Origin of the sequence: Comamonas sp. F1-6 (assembly GCF_039581415.1) — a bacterium.
GTDB lineage: Bacteria > Pseudomonadota > Gammaproteobacteria > Burkholderiales > Burkholderiaceae_C > Comamonas > Comamonas thiooxydans.
Window position 1 is genome coordinate 264,498 of sequence record NZ_JBCPWN010000001.1, and the last position, 21,302, is coordinate 285,799.

At 61.7% G+C, this 21,302-nt stretch carries 18 protein-coding genes; 6 read left to right on the forward strand and 12 right to left on the reverse strand.

What is annotated here, in order from left to right; all coding sequences use genetic code 11:
• Nucleotides 1-17 precede the first annotated feature (17 nt).
• The 6 genes from AAIL66_RS01220 to AAIL66_RS01245 form a co-directional block, all read right to left on the reverse strand.
• Nucleotides 18-2,927, reverse strand: a complete 2,910-nt coding sequence (locus AAIL66_RS01220) for a FimV/HubP family polar landmark protein (RefSeq protein WP_343495823.1) — start codon at nucleotides 2,925-2,927, stop codon at nucleotides 18-20.
• 371 nt (nucleotides 2,928-3,298) lie between these two features.
• The gene (gene asd, locus AAIL66_RS01225) at nucleotides 3,299-4,411 is read right to left on the reverse strand and encodes an aspartate-semialdehyde dehydrogenase (RefSeq protein WP_343495824.1); all 1,113 of its coding nucleotides are present in this window, start codon (nucleotides 4,409-4,411) and stop codon (nucleotides 3,299-3,301) included.
• Between the two features lie 375 nt (nucleotides 4,412-4,786).
• On the reverse strand, nucleotides 4,787-5,863 hold the full coding sequence (gene leuB, locus AAIL66_RS01230) for a 3-isopropylmalate dehydrogenase (RefSeq protein WP_034353433.1): 1,077 nt from the start codon (nucleotides 5,861-5,863) through the stop codon (nucleotides 4,787-4,789).
• Between the two features lie 289 nt (nucleotides 5,864-6,152).
• On the reverse strand, nucleotides 6,153-6,809 hold the full coding sequence (gene leuD, locus AAIL66_RS01235) for a 3-isopropylmalate dehydratase small subunit (protein WP_003057935.1): 657 nt from the start codon (nucleotides 6,807-6,809) through the stop codon (nucleotides 6,153-6,155).
• A 126-nt stretch (nucleotides 6,810-6,935) separates the two neighbouring features.
• Nucleotides 6,936-8,357, reverse strand: coding sequence for a 3-isopropylmalate dehydratase large subunit (gene leuC, locus AAIL66_RS01240; protein WP_034378709.1), 1,422 nt, complete (start codon nucleotides 8,355-8,357; stop codon nucleotides 6,936-6,938).
• Between the two features lie 57 nt (nucleotides 8,358-8,414).
• Nucleotides 8,415-9,383, reverse strand: coding sequence for a LysR family transcriptional regulator (locus tag AAIL66_RS01245; RefSeq protein WP_003064272.1), 969 nt, complete (start codon nucleotides 9,381-9,383; stop codon nucleotides 8,415-8,417).
• 371 nt (nucleotides 9,384-9,754) lie between these two features.
• On the opposite strand from AAIL66_RS01245, the gene AAIL66_RS01250 reads away from it, so the two are divergent.
• Nucleotides 9,755-11,038 carry a tetratricopeptide repeat protein gene (locus tag AAIL66_RS01250; protein WP_343495900.1) on the forward strand — a complete coding sequence of 428 codons (1,284 nt, stop codon included), beginning with the start codon at nucleotides 9,755-9,757 and terminating at the stop codon, nucleotides 11,036-11,038.
• A 65-nt stretch (nucleotides 11,039-11,103) separates the two neighbouring features.
• Here AAIL66_RS01250 and dnaJ read toward each other — a convergent pair whose 3' ends face one another.
• From dnaJ to grpE, 3 genes are all read right to left on the reverse strand, one after another.
• Entirely contained in the window at nucleotides 11,104-12,234 is a 1,131-nt protein-coding gene (dnaJ, locus tag AAIL66_RS01255) for a molecular chaperone DnaJ (RefSeq protein WP_034359736.1), read from the reverse strand.
• 100 nt (nucleotides 12,235-12,334) lie between these two features.
• Nucleotides 12,335-14,278, reverse strand: a complete 1,944-nt coding sequence (dnaK, locus tag AAIL66_RS01260) for a molecular chaperone DnaK (protein WP_343495825.1) — start codon at nucleotides 14,276-14,278, stop codon at nucleotides 12,335-12,337.
• A gap of 125 nt (nucleotides 14,279-14,403) precedes the next feature.
• Entirely contained in the window at nucleotides 14,404-14,949 is a 546-nt protein-coding gene (gene grpE, locus AAIL66_RS01265; protein ID WP_045838327.1) for a nucleotide exchange factor GrpE, read from the reverse strand.
• Nucleotides 14,950-15,263: 314 nt separating this feature from the next.
• Between grpE and rpsF the strand changes: the two genes are divergently transcribed.
• From rpsF to dnaB, 5 genes are all read left to right on the forward strand, one after another.
• Nucleotides 15,264-15,626 (forward strand): 30S ribosomal protein S6, encoded by a 363-nt coding sequence (rpsF, locus tag AAIL66_RS01270; protein ID WP_003064289.1) that lies wholly within the window; start codon nucleotides 15,264-15,266, stop codon nucleotides 15,624-15,626.
• 20 nt (nucleotides 15,627-15,646) lie between these two features.
• Nucleotides 15,647-15,937 (forward strand): primosomal replication protein N, encoded by a 291-nt coding sequence (gene priB, locus AAIL66_RS01275; RefSeq protein WP_003064293.1) that lies wholly within the window; start codon nucleotides 15,647-15,649, stop codon nucleotides 15,935-15,937.
• 18 nt (nucleotides 15,938-15,955) lie between these two features.
• Nucleotides 15,956-16,237, forward strand: a complete 282-nt coding sequence (rpsR, locus tag AAIL66_RS01280) for a 30S ribosomal protein S18 (protein WP_003057920.1) — start codon at nucleotides 15,956-15,958, stop codon at nucleotides 16,235-16,237.
• A gap of 11 nt (nucleotides 16,238-16,248) precedes the next feature.
• The gene (gene rplI, locus AAIL66_RS01285) at nucleotides 16,249-16,701 is read left to right on the forward strand and encodes a 50S ribosomal protein L9 (protein ID WP_003064296.1); all 453 of its coding nucleotides are present in this window, start codon (nucleotides 16,249-16,251) and stop codon (nucleotides 16,699-16,701) included.
• A 150-nt stretch (nucleotides 16,702-16,851) separates the two neighbouring features.
• Nucleotides 16,852-18,285, forward strand: coding sequence for a replicative DNA helicase (dnaB, locus tag AAIL66_RS01290; RefSeq protein ID WP_034359740.1), 1,434 nt, complete (start codon nucleotides 16,852-16,854; stop codon nucleotides 18,283-18,285).
• Between the two features lie 158 nt (nucleotides 18,286-18,443).
• Here the strand turns inward: dnaB and AAIL66_RS01295 are convergent, their stop codons facing one another.
• From AAIL66_RS01295 to AAIL66_RS01305, 3 genes are all read right to left on the reverse strand, one after another.
• Complete coding sequence (locus AAIL66_RS01295; protein WP_343495826.1) at nucleotides 18,444-18,848, reverse strand: hypothetical protein; 405 nt, start codon at nucleotides 18,846-18,848, stop codon at nucleotides 18,444-18,446.
• On the reverse strand, nucleotides 18,849-20,561 hold the full coding sequence (locus AAIL66_RS01300; RefSeq protein ID WP_034408636.1) for a PhoH family protein: 1,713 nt from the start codon (nucleotides 20,559-20,561) through the stop codon (nucleotides 18,849-18,851).
• A 220-nt stretch (nucleotides 20,562-20,781) separates the two neighbouring features.
• Entirely contained in the window at nucleotides 20,782-21,270 is a 489-nt protein-coding gene (locus AAIL66_RS01305) for a peroxiredoxin (RefSeq protein ID WP_003057908.1), read from the reverse strand.
• Between the last annotated feature and the right edge of the window lie 32 nt (nucleotides 21,271-21,302).

Genomic DNA, 21,302 nt, shown 5'->3' on the forward strand with positions numbered 1-21,302 from the left:
TGAATGCATCAAATCAATCAACCAATCTGAGAGAGAAGGCTGTGAGCCTTGGCCTTGAGATCGCCATGGGCTTCGGCGATCACTTCCTCGATCAGTGTACGCGCTCCGTCGCTGTCGCCGATGGCATTGAACTCCTCGGCCAGGGCCAGCTTGGTGGCTAGCGGGTCTTCGGGTTCGGAGGGCGCTGGCACGGCATCTATTGGCGCAGCGATATCGGATGTGCCCAGGTCCAGCGACAGGCCGCTGAGGTCGAAGGTCACATCGGCTTGCGCAGGGGCGGCGGCAGGGCTGGCGGCCTCTTCACCCGGTTGCTGCAAGGTCAGGGCTTCGATGTCCTGCTCTGTGTCCAGGCGCTCCTGGCTGGAAGATAGTTCCAGCGGTGCAGTTTCCTGTCCGCTCTCGGCCTCGGGCTGTGCCTGCGAAGGCAGTGTGAAGCTGTCGAGGTCGAACTCGAGCGCATTCAGGGAGCTTTGCTCGGCGGGCGCGGGAGCTGCGACAGGGGCCGGGGCTTGAGATGCCGTGGCGGGCAGGCTGAACGAGGCCAGATCGTCGAGGTTCAGGTTCAGGCCATTGTCTGCTGCGGGTGCTGGCTCGGATGCGGTGACAGGGGTGTCCCACTGTGCCAGTGCCGCGAAATCCTGCTCGTTGGGCAAGGAGACGGGTTCGGAGGCCACAGGCGCTGCGCTGGCTGCGGTGTCAGGCAGGTCCGCCGGCAGCTCCAGATCCATGTCGAAGTCCATGCCGGCGGGCTCTGTGGGTGGCCCTTCGTGGCTGGCAGCGGCTTCGGCCGCCTGTGCAGCAGCCAGTGCCGAGCCAAAGCCCACGGCGGCGGCCACACCGCCTTGCAGGGCGCTTGAGGGATCGGTGGGGCTGAAGGCGCTTGGGGTCGCAGCTGCCGCTGCATGAGCCTGGGGAGCTCCGCCCAGCTGGTAAGTCAGATTTTCCGGATCCAGGATACGGCCCTGATCGGCCAGCCGCTGCCATTCGGGCCCCTTGCCCTGGGTCAGGGCAAAGACGTTGTTGGCTACAGATGCGTAGGCCATGCGGTCATGGCGCTTGGCATAGATTTCAGCCAGCTTCTGGTGCAGCACCAGGCGGTTGGGGTCGCTGCGCAGCGCTTCCTTGAGGATTTCCTCGGCCTGCAGGTCGCGGCCGTAAGCCAGGTACACATCGGCTTCCGCCAGCGGGTCCACATCGCCGGCGTCGAGCTGGCTGGGAGAGTACTGCATGGATTGGCCCGACATCTGGCTGCTGCTGGTCGTGGTGTCCACGCGCTGGCCGCCGCTGGCGCCGAAGAAGGAGTCCGCTGAAAGCTGGCTGTCGCCCAGCGTGCTGTCCGCGCCTGCCGCTGCGGCTTTGCGACGCTGAGAAACACGGTAGCCGCCATAGCCCAGAAGCAGGGCCAGCAGTGCTGCGCCAGCCAGCGGGATGGTCGGGTCTTCCATCAGGCTGTCGATAAAGCTGGGCTCCTCGGGAATGGGGGCCGGTGCTGCAACAGGCTTGGGAGGTGCAACCGGTGCCGGTGTGGGCGCTGCAGGCTCGGCTGCGGGTTGTGCCGGTTCGCCTTCGGCCGGAGCTGGCGCAGGCGTGGTGTCGCCTGGCTTGGCTGCATCGGCTGCAGCAGCCTCGGGTGTGACTGGGGGCGCAGACGTTGCAGCCGCATCAGCAGCCGGAGCGGGGGCAGGCGCTGCAGCATTGGCGGCGCTGGCCGCAGGTACGGTGACTGCAGGGCTTGCCGCTGGTGCAGCTGCAGCCGGTGTGCCTGCTGCGGGAGCTGCAGCCGTACCTGCAGGTTTGGTGGCTGCCGCAATCTGGCTCAGCTCGGCCATATTGCGTTTGAGCTCATCGGCGCGCGCAGATTGGTCTGCGGCCTGTTTTTGCTGAGCCACTTGCTCATCTGCGGCCACGCCCTTGACGGAGCCCTTGGACAGGGTCAGCTTGTCGGGGGCTGCGGTGGCGGCCTTGGCATCGGCGACATGGGCCTGAACCTGGCCCGAAGCGCTGCGCGATGCTGCTTCCACAGGAGCCACAGGTGCCACGCCAGCCAGTTGACGGCGGAACTGGTTGAAATCCTGAGACTGGGCCGCCATGATCTGGCGGGCTTCCTTGGCCGAGGTGGCCTGAGCGGCCGCCTGATCGGGCAACTGAATCACCGCGCCGCTGCGCATGCGGTTGATATTGCCATTGACAAAGGCCTGCGGGTTGCTGCGCAGCATGGCGACCAGCATCTGATCAAGCGAGACGCCTGCTGGCTTGTGCGCTGCAGCAATGCGACCTGCGGTGTCGCCTGTCCTGACGCGAACTTCATCGCTGCTGCCAGCCGGTGCTGCAGTGCCGGCCTGGCGTTTTCGCAGAGGCTTGGTTGCAGCTTCGTCCTGATCGCGGTCATTGCGCAGGTCCCGGCCGGCTGTGTTGACAGGGCTGGACGCCAGGCGTGCAGTCACGGCGGGACGCGCAGGCGCAGGTACCACGGCAGGCGTGGCCTGGGCAGCGGTGGTGGGCGCAGGAGCAGGGCGGCGCGTTGCAGGAGGGTCGAGCAGCAAGGTGTAGTTGCGCTGCAGCTTGCCCGATGCCCAGTTGGCATCGATCACCAGGTCGACAAAGGGATCGTTGACCGGCTGAAAGCTGCTGAGCTTGAGCACGGCCGAGCCGTTGGCGCGTTTTTGCACCTGTACGCGTACCGAGTTGGCCGTGCCCGTGAATTCCATGCCCTGGGCGCGGAATGCAGCTGGCGATGCGATAGCGGCCTGCAGGCTGTCGGCCTCGGCAGCGCTGAGTTGAGGGATCTCGACCTCGGCACGCAAGGGCTCGCCCAGAGCCGACTGCACCGTGATGCGACCCAGCGCCAATGCCCATGCATCGGTGGCCGGGAGGCTTGACAGTGCGAGGGTGGCTGCGGCGAGCGCAGATAGTTTCCAGCGTTGCATAGGGCTCAGACTTGATTCGTGCAGCCTACAGCCCTCTTGTTCTTGATCGGGTTTGTGGCTGCGGTGCACATAAAAATTGGAAATTCCAGCAGGCGGCAAAGGTCTCTCGGCCCGGCGGACACAGTTTGCATTGTCAACGACGCTATTGCAATGTGAGCAAAAGCATGGCTGGCAAGGCTCTCAATTGTTGTCGATTGGCAACGAGATGAAACCTAATGTAGGTTTGCTGACGGTTTGCATTCGCCCGAATAAGCGGGCAATTGTCGCCCAAGCCTGGAGCTTGGACATGAAAAAAGCGCCGGCCATCACGAGGATGACTGGCGCTTTGCTGTGCTGGATCAAGCCATTCGCAGGCTTGATGGTGGACGGGATCAGGCTGCCAGCAGGATGCGCAGCATGCGACGCAGCGGCTCGGCAGCGCCCCACAGCAGCTGGTCACCGATCACGAAGGCCGAGACATATTCGGGGCCCATGTTGAGCTTGCGCACGCGGCCTACGGCAACGTCAAGGCCGCCGGTGGTCGCTGCGGGAGTCAGTTCCTTGACGGTCAGGGCGCGGTCGTTGGCCACGAACTTGACCCAGGGATTGCCGCCCTTGATCAGGGCCTCGATCTCTTCCAGGGGCAGGTCCTTCTTGAGCTTCAAGGTCAGGGCCAGAGAGTGGCAGCGCATGGCGCCGATGCGCACGCACAGGCCGTCCACGGGGATGGCGGCTTCGGTGCCGAGAATCTTGTTGACCTCGGCCTGGCCCTTCCATTCTTCCTTGGACTGGCCGTTGGGCAGCTGCACATCGATCCAGGGGATCAGGCCGCCGGCCAGAGGCGCGCCGAAGAATTCGGTGGGCACATCTTCGCGGATGGTCTGGGCCACCTTGCGGTCGATTTCGAGAATCGCGGAAGCAGGAGTCGCCAGCTCGTCGGCCACGGCAGCGTGCACCACGCCCATGCCCTTGAGCAGCTCGCGCATGTGGTTGGCGCCACCGCCCGATGCGGCCTGGTAGGTCATGGAGGAGACCCATTCCACCAGACCGGCCTTGAACAGACCGCCAAGACCCATCAGCAGGATGGAGTTGGTGCAGTTGCCGCCAATCCAGTTCTTGCCGCCGGCAGCCAGCTTTTGCTGAATCAGATCGTCGTTGACGGGGTCCAGCACGATGACGGCGTCGTTCTCCATGCGCAGCGAGGAGGCGGCGTCAATCCAGTGGCCGTTCCAGCCGGCGGCGCGGATCTTGGGGAAGACTTCCTTGGTGTAGTCGCCGCCCTGGCAGGTGATGATGATGTCGCACTTGGACAGCTCGGCGATGTCGTTGGCGTCCTTCAGCTCGGTGTGCACCGTGGCCATGGCCGGGGCCTTGCCGCCGGCATTGGAGGTGGAGAAGAACACGGGCTCGATCAGCGCGAAGTCGCCTTCGGCCTGCATACGATCCATCAGCACGGAGCCGACCATGCCGCGCCAGCCCACCAAACCTACCAATTGCTTGCTCATTTGAAACGCCTTTTCAGTTTTGAAAACAGTAGCTTGAGACTGCTTCGTCCGGCTCGTCAGGGCCGGAAGGGGCGCGCGACGAACCGGGCTGGGTCAGCCTGTAATCGTCTTAATGGTGATTGCGCGCGCATTCACACCGGCAAGCTTTGCGGGTGTGAGGGTCTCGGGAGCGAAGGTGCGTGCGGCAAACATAAGAGTTGTCATTCTAGCGACTAGAGCCAAAGCTTGAAGAATTAAAAGTGCTTGAAACTCTAGTCAAAACGTCGAAATAAATGATTTATTTTTGACGTTTTGTTTTGTTTGGCGCCGAAAATTGCGTCGAACAAAAAAGCCACCGCTTTGCGGCGGTGGCCTGGCATCAGCGGTTTCCGGGCCTCAGACTCCTGCCAGTGCCTTGACCACGGCATCGCCCATTTCACGGGTGCTGACCTTGGTCGTGCCTTCGCTGTAGATGTCGGCGGTGCGCAGGCCATCGGCCAGCACCTTTTGCACGGCAGCTTCGATCTTCTGGGCGGCGGCTTCCTGGCCCAGGCTGAAGCGCAGCATCATGGCGGCCGAGAGAATGGTGGCCAGAGGATTGGCAATGCCCTTGCCGGCGATGTCGGGGGCCGAGCCGTGGCTGGGTTCGTACAGGCCTTGCTTCTTGTCGTTGAGGCTGGCGCTGGGCAGCATGCCGATGGAGCCGGTCAGCATCGAGGCTTCGTCGGAGAGGATGTCGCCAAACATATTGCCGGTCACCACCACGTCGAAGCGCTTGGGTTCCTTGACCAGTTGCATGGCGGCGTTGTCCACGTACATATGGTCCAGCGCCACGTCGGGGTACTGCTTGGCGACTTCGCTGACCACATCCTTCCAGAGCTGGAAGGTTTCCAGCACATTGGCCTTGTCAACGCTGGTCACGCGCTTGCTGCGCTTCTGGGCGGCCTGGAAGGCAACATGGGCGATGCGCTCGATCTCGGGACGGGTGTAGCGCATGGTGTCGAAGGCTTCTTCGGCACCGGGGAAATGACCGTCGGGAGCCACACGGCGGCCGCGCGGCTGGCCGAAGTAGATGTCGCCGGTCAGCTCGCGGATGATGAGGATGTCCAGACCTGCCACCAGTTCGGGCTTGAGGCTGGAAGCATGGGTCAGCTCCTTGTAGCAGATGGCGGGGCGGAAGTTGGCGAACAGGCCCAGGGCCTTGCGCAGGCCGAGGATGGCCTGCTCGGGACGCAGGGGGCGGTCCAGCGTGTCGTACTTCCAGTCGCCCACGGCACCGAACAGGATCGCATCGGCTTCCTGGGCCAGCTTCAGCGTGGCAGGAGGCAGGGGGTGGCCGGCAGCTTCATAGCCGGCACCACCCACGGGAGCGGTTTCCATTTCCAGACCCAGATTCAGGGCCTCAAGCACCTTGACGGCTTCCGCAACGATTTCGGGACCGATGCCATCACCGGGCAAAACTGCAATCTTCATGATGTTCCTTTGATTAATTTGATAGCTGCTTGCGCTCTTTATTCATAGATTTCAGATTGAATATCTATCGAAGTCTATTGATGACAATCGTAAGCAGCTCATTTATTGATAGTTTTACTTCGGGCTCAAGAGGCGGGCATCCCTCAACTGAGTGAGACCGGCACAGCAGAGAACCTTACCTCCAGCATGGCCCAAGTGAGAGACGGCCAGCAAGAGCAGCCTCGCGGCAAAGGCCGTCGTCCCCCTCTGGGGGAAGCCGCGGGGCCGCCTAGGCAACGCGGCTCAGGGGTTACTTCTGAATCAAGGTATGCGCCAGCCAGGGCTTTTGCGCCAGACGCTCGGCCTCGAAGGCCTTGATCTTGTCGGCATGGCGCATGGTCAGGCCGATATCGTCGAAGCCGTTGAGCAGGCAGTATTTGCGAAAGGCGATGACGTCGAAGGCGATCTCTTCGCCCTGGGGCCTCAGGATCACCTGGCGCTCCAGGTCGATGGTCAGCTCGTAGCCGGGGAAGGCCGCGACGTCGTTGAACAGCTGGTCGATCGTGGCCTCGGGCAGCACGATGGGCAGCAGGCCGTTCTTGAAGCTGTTGTTGAAGAAGATGTCGGCAAAGCTGGGGGCCAGGATGGCGCGGAAGCCGTACTGGTCCAGTGCCCAGGGCGCGTGCTCGCGGCTGGAGCCGCAGCCGAAGTTCTTGCGCGCGATCAGGATGCTGGCGCCCTTGAAGCGGGGCTGGTTGAGCACGAAGTCGGGATTGGGCTTGCGGTCGGCTTCGGGTACGCCGGGCTGGCCGGGCTGGTCCAGATAGCGCCACTCGTCGAATAGATTGGGGCCGAAGCCGGTCTTCTTGATGGACTTGAGGAACTGCTTGGGGATGATGGCGTCGGTGTCGACGTTCTCGCGGTCCATGGGGGCAACGAGCCCCTTGTGCACGGTGAATTTTTGCATGGTGTGATTCCAGAATCTTTAGTCTTGGCGACGTTCGCGTCTTGCATCAGAGACGGCCAGCAAGGGCCGCCCCGCAGCAAAGGCCGTCGTCCCCCTTGGGGGAAGACGCGCAGCGACTCAGGGGGGTTACGCAAATTTACGGATATCGACAAAGTGGCCGTGGATGGCGGCCGCAGCGGCCATGGCGGGGCTGACCAGATGAGTGCGGCCACCGGCGCCCTGACGGCCTTCGAAGTTGCGGTTCGAGGTCGATGCGCAGCGCTCGCCGGGCTCCAGGCGGTCGGCGTTCATGGCCAGGCACATGGAGCAGCCGGGTTCGCGCCATTCAAAGCCGGCGGCCTTGAAGATCTGGTCCAGGCCTTCGCGCTCGGCCTGTTCCTTGACCAGGCCGGAGCCGGGCACGACCATTGCCAGCTTGATGTTCTTGGCGACCTTCTGGCCCAGCTTCTTGACCACGGCGGCGGCTTCGCGCATGTCCTCGATGCGGCTGTTGGTGCAGGAGCCGATGAACACCTTGTCGACAAAGATGTCGTTGATGGGCTTGCCGGGTTCCAGTGCCATATAGGTCAGCGCACGTTCGATGGCGCCGCGCTTGTTCGAGTCTTTTTCCTTGTCGGGATCGGGGACGGCGGCATCGATGCCCAGCACCATCTCGGGGCTGGTGCCCCAGGTCACCTGCGGCACGATGTCGGCGGCATTGAGCTCGACCACACGGTCGAACTTCGCATCGGCGTCGGAATGCAGCGTCTTCCAGTAGCTGACGGCGGCATCCCATTCGCCACCCGTGGGCGCCAGGGGGCGGCCCTTGATGTAGTTGATGGTCTTGTCGTCCACGGCCACGAGACCTGCGCGAGCGCCGCCTTCGATGGCCATGTTGCAGACCGTCATGCGGCCTTCCACGCTCAGGTCGCGGATGGCTTCGCCGGCAAACTCTATGGTGTAGCCCGTGCCGCCGGCGGTGCCGATCTTGCCGATGATGGCCAGCACGATGTCCTTGGCGGTGATGCCGGGCGCGACCTTGCCGTTGACCTGCACCAGCATGTTCTTGGCCTTCTTGGCCAGCAGGGTCTGGGTGGCCATCACATGCTCGACCTCGGAGGTGCCGATGCCGTGGGCCAGCGCGCCGAAAGCGCCGTGGGTGGAGGTGTGGCTGTCGCCGCAGACCACGGTCATGCCGGGCAGGGTCGCGCCTTGCTCGGGGCCCATGACGTGAACAATGCCCTGGCCTTTGTCCATGAAGGGGAAGAAGGCGGCCGAGCCGAACTCGGCGATATTGCTGTTCAGCGTGGTGATCTGTTCCTTGCTGATGGGGTCGGCAATGCCGTCATAGCCGCGCTCCCAGCCGTCGGTGGGCGTGTTGTGGTCGGCCGTGGCCACGACCGAGCTGACGCGCCACAGCTTGCGGCCGGCCATGCGCAGACCTTCGAAGGCCTGGGGGCTGGTGACTTCGTGCACCAGATGGCGGTCAATATAGAGGACGGAGGTGCCGTCTTCCTCGGTGTGAACGACGTGCTCGTCAAAAATCTTGTCGTAGAGGGTGCGTCCCATGGTGGTCTCGTGAGGTTGGTTTGTTGGGAGGATTCTGTTGTGGCTTGATGCGATGTTTCAAGCCTTGGCGCTGGCGGGGCAGAGGTGATCGACCAGCAGGCGGGTGGTCACCGGCAGCGCTTCGAAGTCGCGGGCCACCACGCAGAGTTCGCGGTGCGCCCAGTCGTCGGTGAGCTGCACGGCGCGCAGATGGCCCACGCCATGCATCAGCTCGAATGCGCGGTCGGGCAGCAGGCCCAGTCCCAGGCCGTTGTCGATCATGCGGCACATGGCGTCCAGGCTGGTGACCTGGATGCGCTGGTGCAGCGGGTGGCCTGCCTGGGCTGCAGCAGCGCGCATGGCCAGGCTGATCGAGGAGCCCGCATGAAGGCTGACGATGTCCCATTCCAGCACTTCCGTGAAGGCGACGCTTTCGCGGTCGGCCAGGGCGTGGCGCTCGGGCACGACGACGACCAGTCGGTCTTTGCGATAGCTGCGGTACTGCAGCGGCACATTGCCCTGGGTCAGTTGCACGGTGGCCTGATTGCCTTCGCTGCTCCTGATATTGCCCAGCGTGCAGATGCCGATATCGGCCGTGCCCTCGGCCACGGCGCTCAGCACGTCGGGGCTCAGGTGCTCCTGCAGATCGATCTTGATCTGGCTGTGTTCGCGCGCAAAGGCTCCCAGGTCTTCGGGCAGAAACTGCACGATGGCCGACATATTGGCGTGCATGCGCACATGGCCGCGCACGCCGTCGGCGTATTCGGAGAGCTCGCCCTGCATGCGCTCCAGCCCGTAGAGCACATTGCGCGCATGGTGCAGCAGGCTCTCGCCGGCCGGCGTCAGCGTCACGCCGCGGCTGTGGCGATAGAGCAGGGCTGTGTCCACCGTCGCTTCCAGGTCGGACAGCCGCTTGCTGACGGCCGAGGCTGCAATGAACTCGCGTTCAGCGGCGCGGCCAATGCTGCCCAGTTCGCACACGGCGACGAACAGCTGAAGCGAGGTGAGATCGATGCGGCGCGCAAAACTGCGCTCTGAATTCTTCATGGGGTAGGCTCAAGTCTTCTCGTTTCGAGAAGTTTTCAGCATTTTTACCGATTAATCTAGCTACATCCATCTTTGAATGAGATGTCTTGCTTGGCGATGGGTAAATTTTGGAGATGGGTGATTTCTTGCTTTGCGATGGCTTGGCGAAACCTGGGAAAGCGATGTTGCATTTGTCAGTCTTGTGTACTTGCATTTTCATAGCGAAGACTCTAGATGCCAGAATCGTTCAAGCCTGATCAGGTCTGAGGAACAAAAGTTTTTCAGGTGCCTGAGTTCCGGCATCTTTTTACAAAGTAAATCGTCAGTAAAGCAGCCAGGAATCGACGCTATTCGCTGCAAAAATGTGAGTCATGAGAGTTCCCAATCATCCGATGTCCGACAGTGAGCCTTCCGAGTTGCCAGCTATGGCTTCGGGGTCGCTCCTCTTGCACCGCAGCCGTTGCTGGGGTCAGGTTTGCCTGCTGGCAACTGCGCTGGCGCTGGGCGGCACTGCCTTGCCAGCTGTGGCCAAAGGCAAGACCCCGGCCAAGTCCAGTGCGGCCGCGCCAGCCAAATCGTCCAAGCCCACCAAGAGCACGACTGCAGGTGCTGCCAAATCTTCATCGGCCAAGTCCGCCGGCAAGGCCGGTAAAAAAGGACGCACCGGCCGCAATGCAGCGGTCGCTGGTGCTGCGGCAGCAGGTGCGGCAGCGGCAGCTCCGCTGGGTCGTGAGCATTGGACGCCGGAGGCCAGGAACAATCAGGCCGAAGATGCCAAGGAACTGGCCGCCATGCGTGCAGCAGCACAGACGGGCGACGCCAAGGCCCAGTATCTGCTGGGCTCGCGCTACCGTTTTGGCAAGGGCGTGAACCAGGATCTGGCACAGGCCGTGCACTGGTATCGCCAGTCGGCCGACCAGGGCTATGCACCTGCGCAATCCGACCTGGGAGTGCTCTACGCCAACGGGCGGGGTGTGACTCTGGACGAAGTGCAGGCCGTGAGCTGGTATCGCAAGGCGGCGGATCAGGGCGACGGCATTGCGCAGAACAATCTGGGTCTGATGTATGCCGAGGGGCGTGGCGTGGCCGCAGACGATGCGCAGGCCGTGAAATGGTTCGAGCGTTCGGCCAAAAGTGGCGAGGCTGCAGGCCAGTACAGCCTGGGAGTGATGCTCTCAAGCGGCCGGGGCGTCAAGGAGGATGGCAGGGCCGCCCTGCAGTGGTTTGAACAGGCTGCCGAGAAAGGCCATGCCGACGCCCAGTACAACACCGGCATGATCTATGCCGTAGGCGCGCTGGTGCCGCAGGATCTGACGCGTGCGGCGCGGTGGCTGGAGAAGTCCGCCGGTCAGGGCAATGCGGCGGCTCAGTCGTCTCTGGGTTTTCTCTATGCCAACGGCCAGGGCGTGCCGCAGGATGCAGGCCAGGCGGCGCGCTGGTTCGATCGCGCCGCCAAGCAGGGCTACACCCTGGCACAGTCGAATCTGGCAGCCATGTATGTCAGCGGTCAGGGCGTGCAGAAAGACATGGGCAAGGCCTATTTCTGGCTGACTATCGCTCATGCCAAGGATCCCTCGCTGCAAAGCCGCATGCAGACAGCCGAGCAGGCATTGGGCCCCGCTGAGCGGCTGAAGGTGCAGCGCGAGGTGCGCAACTGGAAGCCCGCCAAGGAGTGATTGGCGAGCCATGAAAAAAAAGCCCATCAGGCACTGCCGATGGGCTTTTTGTTGGGTGCAGGGGCTTAGCTGAAGAAGCTCTTCAGGCGGTCCGTCCAGCTTTCGCCGCTGGGCGAATGCTTGGAGCCACCCTTCTTGAGCGATTCGTCCAGGTCCTTGAGCAGCTTGCGCTGGTACTCGGTGAGCTTGACCGGAGTCTCCACCACGATGTGGCAGTACAGATCACCGGGGTAGCTGGAGCGAATGCCCTTGATGCCCTTGCCGCGCAGGCGGAACTGCTTGCCGGCTTGCGTGCCTTCAGGGATGTCGATCGCCGCCTTGCCTTGCAGCGTGGGCACTTCGATCTCGCCGCCCAGAGCGGCGGTGATGAAGCTCACGGGCACATTGCAGTGCAGATCGTCACCGTCGCGCTCGAAGATGTCGTGGTCCTTGACGCGAATCTCGATATAGAGGTCGCCTGCCGGGCCACCATTGGTGCCGGGCTCTCCGTTGCCGGCCGAGCGGATGCGCATGCCGTCGTCGATGCCGGCGGGAATCTTCACTTCCAGCGTCTTCTGGCGCTTGACCTTGCCCTGGCCGCCGCAGGAGGTGCAGGGCTCGGGGATGATCTTGCCTGTGCCGCGGCAGTGCGGGCAGGTCTGCTGCACGCTGAAAAAGCCCTGGCGCATCTGTACCGTGCCCATGCCGTTGCAGGTGGTGCAGGTCTTGGTGCTGGTGCCGGGCTTGGCGCCGCTGCCGCTGCAGGTGTCGCAGCTGTCCCAGCTTGGAATGCGGATCTGGGCATCCTTGCCCTTGGCAGCCTCTTCCAGGGTGATTTCCATGGAATAGCTGAGGTCGTTGCCACGGTAGACCTGACGGCCGCCGCGACCGCCGCGGCCGCCACCGTTGAACATATCGCCAAAGATGTCGCCAAAGGCCTCGGCAAAGCCGCCAAAGCCCTCGCCGCCGCCCATGCCGCGATTGGGATCCACGCCGGCATGGCCGTACTGGTCGTAGGCCGCGCGCTTCTGGCTGTCGGAAAGCATCTCGTAGGCCTCTTTGACCTCCTTGAACTTTTCCTCGGCTTCCTTGGCCTTGTCGCCCTGATTGCGGTCAGGGTGGAACTTCATCGCCAGCTTGCGATAGGCCTTCTTGATGTCATCGTCCGAGGCGCTTTTGGCAACGCCCAGAACTTCATAGTAGTCACGTTTGGACATGTGAGTTTTCGGTCGGATGGAACAGGAACGCCGCGCCAGCTCCTGAGAGCCCGGCGCGGCGGCAAGCGGTCAATGGTTTGAGGCCAGGACCTGCCCGCGCTTAGTCCTTCTTGACTTCCTTGACTTCGGCGTCAACCACATTGTCGTCAGCGGCAGCCGAGGCGCCGGCACCGGCGGAGGCACCTGCTGCGGCAGCAGCAGCTTCGGCACCGCCAGCGGCCTGTGCGTCGGCATACATCTTCTCGCCCAGCTTCTGGCTGGCCGTCATCAGGGCCGTTGTCTTGGCGTCGATGGCGTCCCTGTCCTCGCCTTTGAGCGCTTCTTCCAGCTCCTTGACGGCAGCTGCGATGGCGCTCTTTTCAGCGGCATCCAGCTTGTCGCCATGCTCGGCCAGGCTCTTGTTGACGCTGTGAACAGCGGCTTCGCCCTGGTTCTTTGCGGTCACCAGCTCCAGCTTCTTCTTGTCGTCGGCTGCGTTCAGCTCAGCATCCTTGACCATGTTCTGGATTTCTTCTTCCGACAGGCCAGAGTTCGCCTTGATGGTGATCTTGTTTTCCTTGCCGGAAGCCTTGTCCTTGGCCGACACGTTCAGGATGCCGTTGGCGTCGATGTCGAAGGTCACTTCGATCTGGGGCACGCCACGACCTGCGGGCGGAATGCCTTCCAGGTTGAACTCGCCCAGCATCTTGTTGGCGCTGGCGATCTCGCGCTCGCCCTGGAACACCTTGATGGTCACGGCCGGCTGGTTGTCTTCAGCCGTGGAGAAGGTCTGCGCGAACTTGGTGGGAATGGTCGTGTTCTTGCTGATCATCTTGGTCATGACGCCGCCCAGGGTTTCGATACCCAGAGACAGGGGAGTCACGTCCAGCAGCAGCACGTCGGAGCGCTCGCCACCCAGCACCTGGCCCTGCACGGCAGCGCCCACGGCCACGGCTTCGTCGGGGTTCACATCCTTGCGGGGATCCTTGCCGAAGAATTCCTTGACCTTTTCCTGCACCTTGGGCATGCGGCTCATGCCGCCGACCAGGATCACGTCGTGGATGTCGGAAACCGAGATGCCTGCATCCTTGATGGCGGTGCGGCAAGGTGCAATCGTGCGCTCGATCAGATCGTCCACCAGCGATTCCAGCTTGGCGCGGGTCAGCTTGATGTTCAGGTGCTTGGGGCCTGTGGCATCGGCGGTGATGTAGGGCAGGTTGATGTCGGTCTGTGCGGAGTTCGACAGCTCGATCTTGGCCTTTTCGGCAGCTTCCTTCAGGCGCTGCAGGGCCAGCACGTCCTTGGACAGGTCGACGCCTTGTTCCTTCTTGAACTCGTCGATGATGTAGTTGATGATGCGCTGGTCGAAATCTTCGCCGCCCAGGAAGGTGTCACCGTTGGTCGACAGCACTTCGAACTGCTTTTCGCCGTCCACGTCGGCGATTTCGATGATGGAGACGTCGAACGTGCCGCCGCCCAGGTCATACACGGCCACCTTGCGGTCGCCCTTGCCCACCTTGTCCAGGCCGAAGGCCAGGGCAGCTGCGGTAGGTTCGTTGATGATGCGCTTGACTTCCAGACCCGCGATGCGGCCGGCGTCCTTGGTGGCCTGGCGCTGTGCGTCGTTGAAGTAGGCGGGCACGGTGATGACGGCCTCGGTCACGGCTTCGCCCAGGAAGTCCTCGGCGGTCTTCTTCATCTTGCGCAGCACTTCGGCGCTGATCTGGGGAGGAGCCAGCTTCTGGTCGCGCACTTGCACCCAGGCGTCGCCGTTGTCGGCCTTGACGATCTGGAAGGGCATCAGGTCGATGTCCTTTTGCACCTCGGCTTCGGCGAACTTGCGGCCGATCAGGCGCTTGGCAGCGTAGATGGTGTTCTTGGGGTTGGTGACGGCCTGGCGCTTGGCGGATGCACCGACCAGGATTTCGCCGTCTTCTTGATAGGCAACGATGGAGGGGGTGGTGCGGGCACCTTCGCTGTTCTCAATCACGCGGGTGTTGTTACCCTCCATGATGGCAACGCAGCTGTTGGTGGTACCCAGGTCAATACCGATGATTTTTCCCATAATTCTCTCCGTAATCTGTTGAATGTTTGCTTGATTCGTCACTTGTGGGCGTAGTGGCCGGCTTCAAGAGCCGTCACTTACTATTTTTTGCCCTGACGGTTGTTTTTTTGGGGTGTCTAGCTGGCTCAGCCCTGGGCCACGGTAACCAGCGCGGGGCGCAGGATGCGGTCGGCGATCACATAGCCCTTTTGCAGCACGGCAACCACGGTGTTGGCGGGCTGGTCGGCGGGAACCATGGAGATGGCCTGGTGGTGGTGAGGGTCGAACTTCTCGCCCGCAGCGGGATTGATGGCGAGCACCTTGTTGCGCTCCAGGGCCGAATTCAGCTGGCGCAGCGTGGCGTCCGAGCCTTCGCGCAGTTGTTCGGGCGTGGCGTTCTGGATGGACAGGGCCGCGTCCAGGCTGTCGATCACGGGCAGCAGGCTTTCTGCAAAGCTCTCGATGCCGAACTTGCGTGCCTTGGCGACCTCTTCTTCGGCGCGACGGCGCATGTTTTCGGCGTCGGCCTTGGCACGCAGGTATTGGTCGGCCAGATCGGCGCTCTTGGCCTTGAGTTCTTCCAGCTCGGCCTGCAGACGTCCCAGTTCGTCCGACGCATTGGCTGCCAGGGCCGCTTCCAGTTCCTCGGGGCTGGCGTCGTTGATGGTGTTGGGGTTGTGGTTCTCGGTCATAGTTGGTGAAGGTTTCTCAAAACTTAAGACAATCTGTCTGCCAGATGCGCTCCGCCAGGTCTATTTCAAGACCCGTGCCGCCCAACAAAGGGCGGCGGGCGCAGCGGCTGGGGTGAGTCTGCAGCATTTGCGGGATATTCCAGGGGAGTAAGTACTTGTGATTTCAAGACATCTCGCCTTGATTGACCAATGCTAATCGCAGGTTTATAGGCCCCAGAGTGTACAGATAGTCTGCCACTCGGCTAGAATCTCACGTTTTGCCTTGCCGCACCGCTACAGACGCAGTGGGCGGCGTTTACCCAAAAGGAGTCGTTATGCGTCATTACGAAATCATTTTGTTGATCCATCCGGATCAAAGCGAACAAGTTCCCGCGATGCTGGAGCGCTACAAGGGCATGATTGCCGCTGGTGGCGGCAAGGTGCATCGCGAAGAAGATTGGGGCCGTCGTCAGCTGGCTTACATGATCAACAAGCTCGCTAAGGCTCACTACCTGTGCCTGAACATCGAAGCCGACCAGGCTGTGATGGCTGAACTGGAACACGCCTTCAAGTTCAACGATGCCGTGCTGCGTCACCTGACTGTGCAGAAGAAGAAGGCTGAAACAGCTGCTTCCGCCATGATGAAGAGCGTTGAGCGCGAAGAAGCCCGCAAGGCCAACCAGGCTGAGCACGCTTAATAGCATCAGACACTGAAGGAGTGGAAAACCGCGTTGTATTGACGGGCCTTCTCGTAGAGCAAGCTGCTTTGCGCTACACGCCCGCCGGATTGCCGGCCCTGGATTTGCGAATTGAACACAGTTCGCAGCAACAAGAGCTGGGCAGTGCGCGCAACGTGAATGCATCTGTCAAGGCTGTTGCCTTTGGCGCCCTGGCTGAAAAGCTGGCCCGCCAAGCACCCGGTAGCCAATGGACCTTTCAAGGTTTTCTGGCCACGCCGCGCAATAGCAAGATGCTGGTTTTACACATTCAGGATATTCAACAAAATTAATTTTCAAGAGGTCCAGCAATGGCCACGTTCAAGAAATTCAACAAGGACAAGCGTCCTAAGCGCAACACCCAGTCGCTGCTGTTCAAGCGCAAGCGTTTCTGCCGCTTCACAGTCGCCGGCGTCGAAGAAATCGACTACAAGGATGTCGACACCCTGCGTGACTTCATCGCCGAAAACGGCAAGATTGTGCCCGCACGCCTGACCGGCACGCGCGCCATCTACCAGCGTCAGCTGAACACAGCCATCAAGCGCGCTCGCTTCCTGGCTATGCTGCCCTACTCTGACCAGCACAAGATCTAAGGAGCACGACTATGCAAATCATTCTGCTCGAAAAGGTTGTGAACCTGGGTAACCTGGGCGATATCGTCAAGGTCAAGGACGGTTACGCTCGTAACTTCCTGATCCCCTCCGGCGCTGCACGTCGTGCAACAGCTGCTGCCAAGGCTGAATTCGAAGCCAAGCGCGCTGAGCTGGAAAAGGCTGCCGCCGAGAAGCTGGCTGCCGCTCAAGAACTGAGCGAAAAGCTCAACGGCGTGAACGTGAAGATCACTCAGAAGGCTGGCGTTGACGGTCGTCTGTTTGGTTCCATCACCAACGCCGACATCGCTGAAGAACTGGTCAAGGCCGGTTTCGCAGTGAACAAGTCGCAAGTGCGCATGCCCAACGGCCCCATCAAGACCGTTGGCGATGCCACTGTGGTGGTGGCTCTGCACACCGACGTGGCTGCAGAAGTGGCCGTCTCCGTGTACGGCGACCACTCCTAATTCAGGCTCTGTTCTGAATTGGCAAAAAGCCGCCTTCGGGCGGTTTTTTGTTTTCTGGTAATTGTTTGTCTCGCCAGCGTTTTTATCGTCACCCGCCGTGACGTCGCCACCGCCTCCCGCTACGATGGAGGACTTGTCTCTAGGAGTCTCATGTCGTCAGTAATGCCCCCGCTTGATCTGCAAGATGATGCATTCGCCCCGGTTCCCACTGCCGATCAGCAGGTGGCGCAACTGCGTGTGCCGCCGCACTCCATGGAGTCGGAATCTTCGGTGCTCGGCGGTCTGCTGCTGGACAACAATGCCTGGGAGCGCGTTGGTGATCTGCTTGGCGACGGCGACTTCTACCGACACGAGCACAAGCTGATCTACGAAGCCATCGGCAAGCTGATCAATGCAAGCAAGCCGGCCGACGTGATCACGGTTTATGAGCATCTGCAGGGCATGGGCAAGGCCGAGGAAATCGGCGGCCTGATGTACCTGAACCAGCTGGCGCAGTATGTGCCCAGTGCCAGCAATATCCGCCGCTATGCGGAAATCGTGCGCGAGCGCGCCATCTTGCGCAAGCTGGTCACGGCCAGCGACGACATCGCGACCAATGCCTTCAATCCGCAGGGCAAGACCGTGGAGCGCATCCTCGACGAAGCCGAGCAGAAGATCATGGCGATCGGCGAGGAGGGAGCGCGCAACAAGCAGGGTTTCCAGTCGCTGGATTCGCTGGTGGTGGACCTGCTGGACCGGGTCCAGGAGATGGCCGACAACCCCATGGATGTGACCGGCGTGCCCACGGGCTTTGTCGATCTGGATCGCATGACCTCGGGCCTGCAGGCCGGCGACATGGTGGTGCTGGCGGCGCGTCCCTCCATGGGCAAGACCTCGTTTGCCGTGAATATTGCCGAGCATGTGGCGCTTAATGAGGGCTTGCCGGTCGCCATCTTCTCCATGGAAATGGGCGCGGCCCAGCTGGCGGTTCGTATCGTCGGCTCCATCGGCCGCGTCAACCAGGGCAATCTGCGTACCGGCAAGCTCAGCGACGACGAGTGGCCGCGTCTGACCGAGGCCATCGAGCGCCTGCGCACCGTGTCGCTGCATATCGACGAAACGCCGGGCCTGTCTCCAACCGAGCTGCGTGCCAATGCGCGTCGTCTGGCGCGCCAGTGCGGCAAGCTGGGCCTGATCGTGGTTGACTACCTGCAACTGATGAGCGGATCGGGATCTGCTGCTAGTTCCGACAATCGTGCCACCGAACTGGGCGAAATCTCGCGGGGTTTGAAGATGCTGGCCAAGGAGCTGCAATGCCCGGTGATTGCGCTGTCCCAGCTCAACCGCTCGGTGGAGCAGCGTACCGACAAGCGCCCCATGATGTCCGACCTGCGTGAATCGGGCGCCATCGAGCAGGACGCGGACATCATCATGTTCATCTACCGTGACGACTACTACAACAAAGAGAGCAAGGAGCCCAATATTGCCGAGGTCATCATCGGCAAGCAGCGTAACGGGCCGACGGGGACGGTGAAGCTCTTCTTCCAGAAGAACCAGACGCGTTTCGAGAATCTGGCGCAGGGCTACGGCACGGACGAATACTAAAAATCATAGCGATTAGCGCTTGTTGGGTGTGGATTTCATAACTCTATGAATATGAAAGCTATGAATATCAAGCGCTGCAAGCTATCAAATTGAAGGACATAAGAAAAGCCCGCAAGGCACAGACCTTGCGGGCTTTGTTTTTTTGAGCAGCTGCGGGGTTAGCGGCTGAACAGGTAGACGCCAAGACCGATCGCGCACAGTCCCAGTACGCCGCAGGCCCAGGCCAGGCGCTGTGCACCTATGCGCAGCGCGCCCACGGTTGCGACGATCTGGGCATTTTGCTGGGCCAGCTTCTCGATGATCTCCAGCGACTGGCGCTGCGACTGCTCCAGCTGGGTGATGCGCTCCTCCTGCTGCTGGATCAGCAGCAGCGCCTGCTCGCCGGCGGAAGCCGGTGGCGAAATGCGCTGCGCAGCACTTTGTGCGCTGGCGTCCTGCTCGCGCGCCTCGGCCTGGGCTTCTTTCTTCTTGAGCATGCCCTGGGCGGCCTTCACCACCTGAGGCGTGGCCTTGATGACCTCGCCCCAGGGTACGAGCTTGAGTGCCGCGATCCAGCTCGCCACTTACAGCACCTCGCTGGCGAAGTCTGCCAGGCGCGAGCGTTCGCCGCGCGCCAGCGTGATGTGGCCGCTATGGGGCCAACCTTTGAAACGGTCCACTACATAGGTCAGGCCCGAGCTGCCTTCTGTCAGGTAGGGTGTGTCGATCTGGGCCAGATTGCCCATGCAGATGATCTTGGTGCCGGGGCCGGCACGGGTGATCAGGGTCTTCATCTGCTTGGGGGTCAGGTTCTGGGCCTCGTCGATGATGACGTATTTGTTCAGAAACGTGCGACCGCGCATGAAGTTCATGCTCTTGATCTTGATGCGGCTGCGGATCAGCTCGTTGGTGGCGGCGCGCCCCCACTCGCCGGCATTGCCGCCGTCGCCCTTGGCCAGGAACTCCAGGTTGTCATCCAGGGCACCCATCCAGGGGCCCATTTTTTCCTCTTCCGTGCCGGGCAGGAAGCCGATGTCCTCGCCCACGCTCACCGTGGCGCGGGTCATGATGATCTCGGTGTAGCGGCGCTCGTCCAGTACCTGGGCCAGGCCGGCGGCCAGGGCCAGCAGGGTCTTGCCGGTACCTGCCGTGCCTGTCAGTGTGACAAAGTCCACTTCGGGGTTGACCAGCAGGTTCATGGCGAAGTTCTGCTCGCGATTGCGTGTGGACACGCCCCAGACGGCATTCTTGGGATTGCCGAAGTCGCGCAGCGTCTTGAGCACGGCCGTCTTGTCGCGGATTTCGGTCACGCGCATGTAGAGGCTGGGCTCGCCTGGTGCTTCGTAGTAGACGAACTGGTTGATCATCAACTGGTCGACGATGGCGCCGCTGACGCGGTAGTAGGTAATGGCGCCTTCCTGCCAGCTCTCCACATTCTTGCCGGCCTTGGCCCAGAAGTCGTGGGGCAGGGCCAGTGCGCCCGAGTACAGCAGATCGCCGTCTTCCAGCACCTTGTCGTTCTGGTAGTCCTCGGCGGCTAGGCCCAGGGCGCGCGCCTTGACGCGCATATTGATGTCCTTGGACACCAGCACGACTTCGCGATCCTTGTGCTGCTCGCGCAGGGCTGCGACCACACCCAGAATCTGGTTGTCGGCCTTGCCCTGTGGCAGGCTCTCGGGCAGGGATGCATCCAGAGGGTTGGTCTGGAAGTACAGTGTGCCGGTGGCGCTGCGCTGACCCGTGGCATTGAGCGGCAGGCCTTTTTCCAGACCGTCGGCGGGCTGGGATGCAACCAGGGAGTCCAGGGTGCGGCTGACCTGGCGGCCGTTGCGCGCCACCTCGGTCATGCCCTTTTTGTGGTTGTCCAGTTCTTCCAGCACCACCATGGGCAGGAAGATGTCGTGCTCTTCAAAGCGGAACAGGCTGCTGGGGTCATGCAGCAGCACATTGGTGTCCAGCACGAACAGCGTGGTCGGGCCGGTGCGCGTATTGCGGGCGCGGCGAGCAGGCTTGGCAGTCGCGTCGGCGGGTTTGGCAGGTGCTGCAGCGGCGGTTGTGGCAGCGGTCTTGCGCGGTGCCTTGGCTGCAGCAGTTGCAGCGACAGTGGGCTTGCTGGCGCTGCGACGGGACTTGGTGACCGCAGGGACGGGCTCAGAAGCCGCACTCAGGGCGGCTCCGTTGGAGGGGTTCAGATCCTCGTCAAGTTCTGCAGTCTGCTTGGCAGGCTTGCGGATGGACGAAAAGGCTTCTGCGGAGAGCTTTGCGGCGCGGTGGCCGGGTGCGGGGGGCAGGGGCATAGTGGACGAACCGTTCTCAACAAGATTCAAAAAGCACAAAGCCGCCTGGAAACCGAGGCGGCTTTGGTGGGGTGAACAGAGAATACTGCGTAGCACTGAGGCATGCCCCATTATGCATAGGCTCCGAGGGCCTGAAGCAGTATTTCCTGTTTTGCCTTGTTTAAAGACTTTGAAATACTTTGCGTGTAGATGATTGCAAGGTTTCAGTCCCGGGCGAGGCTCAGGCCACCTTCTTGTCTTGAGTCTTTAGGCTTTTGACGGCCTTGAGTACTTCGTCCACGTGGCCGGGGACCTTCAGGCCGCGCCATTCTTGCATCAGGATGCCGTCGGCGCCGATCAGGAAGGTGGAGCGCTCGATGCCCTTGACCTTCTTGCCGTACATGATCTTGTTCTTGACCACGCCAAACATGTGGCACATCTTTTCTTCGGTGTCGGCAATCAGCTCGAACGGCAGTTCCAGCTTTTCCTTGAAGTCGTTGTGCGAGTTCATGTTGTCGCGCGACACACCGAACACGGTGGCGCCAGCCTTCACGAAATCCTTGTACTTATCGCGGAATTGCATTGCTTCCGTGGTACAACCCGGCGTGTTGTCCTTGGGGTAGAAATACAGGATCAGAATCTGGCCGTTGTGCGAGGTGTTGGACACCTTGACGCCGCCGGTGGCGTTGGCTTCAAATTCTGGGAGTGGTTTGTTGACAACGATCGCCATGCGCTTGTATCTCTCGGGTGTGTTCGTTGAAA